This is a genomic window from Oleiphilus sp. HI0128 (genome assembly GCF_001635365.1).
Genome location: NZ_LWGG01000492.1, coordinates 1 through 545 on the forward strand (window position 1 = coordinate 1; position 545 = coordinate 545).

The following is a 545-nucleotide window of genomic DNA, read 5'->3' on the forward strand; positions in this document are numbered from 1 at the left end:
ACACCGGTTAGTGCACTGCTACACGCTGTCGCTGTCGTAAAAGCGGGCGTGTTTAGTATCCTAAAAATAATTATTTATATCTTCGGGATCGACCAGCTTAAAGAGCTCGCAACCACAGATATTATGCTCTATATCGGCGCTGCCACGATACTGCTCTCGTCTTGCATTGCTATGACTAAGGACAACCTGAAAGCTAGACTGGCCTACTCTACAGTAAGTCAACTAAGCTACATTGTCGTGGGTGCTCTGCTTGCTTCATCTATCGCCCATGCCGGTGCTGCCTTACATATCGCCACACATGCTGTTGGTAAAATCACCCTCTTCTTCTGCGCCGGTGCAATTATGGTTGCCAGTCACAAAAAGAACATCAGCGACATGGTGGGACTTGGCCGGCAAATGCCACTCACCTTTGCTGCTTTTGCGATTGGTGCAATAAGTATAATTGGCCTTCCTCCTATGGCAGGAACCTGGAGCAAGTGGTATCTGACAATGGGCGCTCTTGAATCTGACAAGCTCATCATTGTCGCCGTGCTAATGATAAGTTC

1 protein-coding gene is annotated in these 545 nt (G+C 47.9%); it reads left to right on the plus strand.

All coding sequences use genetic code 11. From position 1 onward, the window contains the following. Positions 1–545, plus strand: a 545-nt coding sequence (locus A3763_RS05960) for a proton-conducting transporter membrane subunit (protein ID WP_304440795.1), incomplete at both ends; no start/stop codon positions are given.